Here is a 4,522-nt window from a genome sequence, read left to right as displayed (position 1 = left end):
CTGCGGCGATTGCTCGGTGCAGTCGAACTGCATCTCGGTGGAGCCGCTGGAGACCGCGATGGGCCGCAAGCGCACCATCAACCAGTCGACCTGCAACAAGGACTATTGCTGCGTAAAGGGCTTGTGCCCGTCCTTCGTCACCATCGACGGCGGCAAGATGCGCAAGCGTGCGCCGGCAAGCCTTGGTGCTACAAGCGTCGGCGATATCGGCGATCTGCCCGAGCCGGCCTCAAGACCCTCGCTCGATCGGCCCTATAACGTCGCCGTCGGCGGCGTCGGCGGCACCGGCGTGCTCACGATCGGCGCACTGCTTGGCATGGCCGCGCATATCGAGGGCAAGGCCAGCATGATCCTCGACATGTCCGGCCTCGCGCAAAAGGGCGGCGCAGTGTTGAGCCATGTCCGTCTTGCCGAGACCACGGAGGAGGTAACCTGTTCGCGCATCGTCACCGGCACCGCTGATCTCCTGATCGCGGCCGACGAGGTCGTTGCGGTCGCCAAGGACACTATCGGCCTGTGCGAGTCCGGACGCACCTATGGCGTTGTCAACACGCATCTCATTCCGATCGCCGACTTCGTCCGCAACCGCGACTTCAATTTCCAGACCCGCCGTGTCAACGGCGTGCTGGAAATGTCATTGCGCCAAGAATCCACCTTCCTGGATTTTACCAAGGCCGCGGAAGCGCTGCTCGGTGATTCCATTGCCACCAACATGATGATGATGGGCTTTGCGTACCAGCAGGGCTTGCTGCCGCTACAGGCAGTCTCGATCGAGCAGGCCATTGAACTGAACGGCGTCTCGATCAAGATGAATACCTTGGCGTTCCAGCTCGGCCGCCTTGCCGCGGCCGATCCGGCGCGGCTCGCAGCGATGCTGAAGGGCGCCGACGAATCCATCGCGCCGAAGACGCTCGATGAAATGTCGCTTGATGAGATCGTCGCCCACCGCAGCACGCTGCTCACCGATTATCAAAACGCAGGACTGGCCGCGCGCTATCGCGCGTTGGTCGATTGCGTGCGCGACGCCGCGATAAAGGGCGGCCATGACGACGAGTTGCCGCGCGCGGTGGCGATCAACTACGCCAAGCTGCTGGCCTACAAGGATGAATACGAAGTCGCGCGCCTCTATACCGACGGCCAGTTTGAAAAACAGGTCGCCGCGCAGTTTGAAGGGGATTTCAAAATTCACTTCAATCTTGCGCCGCCGATGCTAGGCGGTAAGGACGCCTCTGGCCGGCCGAAGAAACGCGCCTTCGGCATCTGGATACGGCCGCTGTTCAAGCTGCTGGCAAGCCTGCGCGGCTTGCGTGGCACGCCGTTCGACCCGTTCGGCGGCAGCGCCGACCGCAAGCTGGAGCGCGACCTGATCGCCGGTTACGAGAAGGACGTCGCCACCGTGCTCGGCCTGTTATCGCCGCTGACGGTGGACACGGCGGTGGCGCTGCTGTCGCTGCCCGACCAGATCCGCGGCTATGGTCCGGTGAAGGAGGCCTCGGTCGCGGCAGCCAGGGTTCGCTATGCGGAATTGGCGAAAGACCTGACCAACCCGCCGCCGGCCCCGCGCCAGATCGCGGCGGAGTAGGGGCGGCACATCATCAGGTTGCGCTATTCCGCTCTGTGAAATTCGCATCCGCTGTGCGGGAATGCAGCTGCGCGTTTGCGCGGCTTGCCAACGCGGCTTTGACGCGCCAAGACTCGCGTGGGAACGAAACACCACGGAGAATTTCTTGAGCATCAAAGGCAAGGCGTACCTCGCCGGGATCTATGAGCATCCGACCCGGCATGCACCCGACAAATCCACCGCGCAGTTGCACGCCGAATGCGCCCGCGGCGCCTTGATCGACGCCGGCCTGACCAAGGACGACATCGACGGCTATATCTGCGCCGGCGACGCGCCGGGTGGCGTCATGGCGATGGTCGATTACATGGGCCTCAAGGTACGTCATCTCGACTCCACCGAGACCGGCGGCTGCTCCTACATCATCGCGCTGGGCCATGCCGCCGAAGCCATCAACGCCGGAAAGGCGTCGATCGTGCTGGTGACGCTGGCCGGCAAGCCGCGCACCGGCGCCATGCCGCCGCGCGCCGTCGGCCCGGAAGTCGATTTCGAGGCCGCCTATCAGGCCACCACGCACAACATTTACGGCATGTGCGCGCTGCGCCACATGCACGACTTCGGCACCACCAGCGAACAGCTCGCCTGGGTCAAGGTCGCAGCCTCGCATCACGCGCAGTACAATCCGCACGCGATGCTGAAGGATGTCGTGACCGTCGAGGACGTCATCAATTCGCCGATGATCTCCGATCCCCTGCATCGTCTGGATTGCTGTGTCGTCAGCGATGGCGGTGGCGCGATCATTGTGACCTCCGAGGAAATCGCCCGCAGCCTGAAGCGGCCGCTGGTGCGCATGATCGGCCACGGCGAGGCCATCAAGGGCCCGCGCGGTGGACGGGATCTCGACCTCACATACTCCGCCGGCGTGTGGTCGGGTCCGGCGGCCTTCGCGGAAGCCGGCGTCAAGCCGTCCGACATGAAGTACGCCTCGATCTATGACAGCTTCACCATCACCGTGATCATGCAGCTCGAAGACATCGGCTTCTGCGAGAAGGGGCAAGGCGGCAAGTTCGTCGCCGACGGCAACCTGATCTCGGGCGTCGGCAAGCTGCCGTGGAACACTGATGGCGGCGGCTTGTGCAACAACCATCCCGTCAATCGCGGCGGCATGACCAAGATCCTCGAAGCCGTGCGCCAGCTGCGCGGCGAAGCCCATCCCAAGGTGCAGGTGCCGAATTGCGATCTCGCGGTCGTGCACGGCACCGGCGGCCTGCTCGGCGTGCGCCATGCGGCGTCTACTGCCATTCTGGAGCGCGTGTAATGGAAACGACTGCGAAGAAGTACCCGGCGCCGGAAGGCAATCCCGAGACCAAGGCCTATTGGGATGCCGCGACGAACGGCAAGCTGATGTTCAAGCGTTGCACGGCGTGCAACGAACCGCATTACTTCCCGCGTTCGATCTGCCCGTTCTGTTTCTCGGACCAGACCGTGTGGGAGGAAAGCACGGGCGAAGCCACGATCTACACGTTCAGCCTGATGCGCAAATCCGCCAGCGGTCCTTACGCCATCGGCTACGTCACGCTGAAGGAGGGGCCGTCGCTGCTGACCAACTTCGTCGATTGCGACATGAACACGCTGAAGATCGGCCAGAAGGTCAGGGTGGTCTTTAAACCCACCGACGGCGCACCGTTGCCGTTCTTCACGCCGGTTTAGTTTGCTTTCTTCCCTCTCCCCTTGCGGGAGAGGGTGGCCGCGCGCCAGCGCGGACGGGTGAGGGGGGGGCGCGAGCGCAGGAGTCCGCAGAACCCCTCATCCATAAGAGTTCGGAGCGGGCATCGGAGTTGCCCTCTCCCACAAGGGGCGAGGGCGCAATTGTGAGCGCCGCAAAGCAAAAATAAAAGGGAGAGGGCATCCATGCCGATCAACTATGAAGCGATGATGGCGATGACCAGTCTTGGTCAACCCTACGCTTACACCGACCGCGATGTAATGCTCTATGCCTACGGCATCGGGCTCGGCGCCGATCCGATGGATGAGAGGGAATTGGCCTTCGTCAACGAGGCCTACTACACCGACCGCCCGCTCAAGGTGGTGCCGACCTTCGCGTCGGTGGCGGCGTGGGGCGCGGGGCCGGGCGAGATGAATCTCAACAAGGTGCTGGTGGTCGACGGCGAGCGTGACATCACCTTCCACAGGCCTATGCCGGTGGCGGCAAAAATCACCGCCGATTCCAGCGTGCTCGACGTGTTCGACAAGGGCAAGGACAAGGGCGTCGTGATCCGCCACAAGACGATCCTGCGCGACGAAAGCGGCGCCGAACTGGCGACGCTGGTGGCGTCGCGCTTCGCCCGCGGCGATGGCGGCTTCGGCGGTCCCCCGGGACGCCAGCCCGAGCCGCATGCGATGCCAACCCGCGCGCCCGACCAGAGCGTTGATATTTCCACACGGCCGGACCAGGCGCTGGTCTATCGCTTGTGCGGCGATCGCAACCCGCTGCATTCCGATCCGGAATTCGCCGAGCGTGCCGGTTTCCCGCGTCCGATCCTGCACGGCATGTGCACCTACGGCCTGACCTGCCGCGGCGTGCTGCAGACCTATGCCGATTACGATTCGTCCGCCTTCAGGCAGCATTCGGCGCGGTTCTCCTCGCCGGTCTATCCCGGCGAGACCGTGACGATGGATCTGTGGAAGGACGGCAACGTGATTTCATTCGAGGCCAAGGTGAAGGCGCGCAACGTCGCCGTCATCAAGAGCGGCAAGACGGTGCTGGGCTAATTTGTCCGTCATTCCGGGGCGATGCGCAGCATCGAACCCGGAATCTCGCGCTGATCATCTCCGGATTCCGGGTTCAGCCCTCCGGGCTGCCCCGGAATGACGGCGAGCAACAAAGGGAGAGACCATCATGGGATTACTCGACGGCAAGGTGGCGCTGATCACCGGCGCAGGCGGCGGGCTCGGTGAGGCCTA

At 63.7% G+C, this 4,522-nt stretch carries 4 protein-coding genes; all 4 read left to right on the top strand.

All coding sequences use genetic code 11. The features are described 5' to 3' along the window. Window positions 1-1,582: DUF6537 domain-containing protein (locus tag JWQ24_RS16985; RefSeq protein WP_299810388.1), on the top strand; the 1,582-nt coding region annotated here is incomplete at its 5' end. Window positions 1,583-1,727: 145 nt separating this feature from the next. Further along, window positions 1,728-2,876: a thiolase domain-containing protein gene (locus JWQ24_RS16980; protein ID WP_299810386.1), complete on the top strand. Its 1,149-nt coding sequence runs from the start codon at window positions 1,728-1,730 to the stop codon at window positions 2,874-2,876. Beyond that, window positions 2,876-3,268, top strand: coding sequence for an OB-fold domain-containing protein (locus JWQ24_RS16975; RefSeq protein ID WP_299810383.1), 393 nt, complete (start codon window positions 2,876-2,878; stop codon window positions 3,266-3,268). Before JWQ24_RS16980 ends, JWQ24_RS16975 begins: the two co-directional genes overlap by 1 nt. A gap of 201 nt (window positions 3,269-3,469) precedes the next feature. Continuing rightward, window positions 3,470-4,330 (top strand): MaoC family dehydratase, encoded by an 861-nt coding sequence (locus JWQ24_RS16970; RefSeq protein WP_299810380.1) that lies wholly within the window; start codon window positions 3,470-3,472, stop codon window positions 4,328-4,330. Window positions 4,331-4,522 lie beyond the last annotated feature (192 nt).

This window comes from Tardiphaga sp. (assembly GCF_028290495.1).
GTDB lineage: Bacteria > Pseudomonadota > Alphaproteobacteria > Rhizobiales > Xanthobacteraceae > Tardiphaga.
Note: the sequence above shows the minus strand (reverse complement) of the source record. Positions and strands in the feature narration are given on the sequence as shown.

Coding starts and splice junctions, on each gene's coding strand:
- JWQ24_RS16975 (WP_299810383.1), top strand. CDS start 2,876: ATGGAAACGACTGCGAAGAAGTACCCGGCGCCGGAAGGCAATCCCGAG.
- JWQ24_RS16970 (WP_299810380.1), top strand. CDS start 3,470: ATGCCGATCAACTATGAAGCGATGATGGCGATGACCAGTCTTGGTCAA.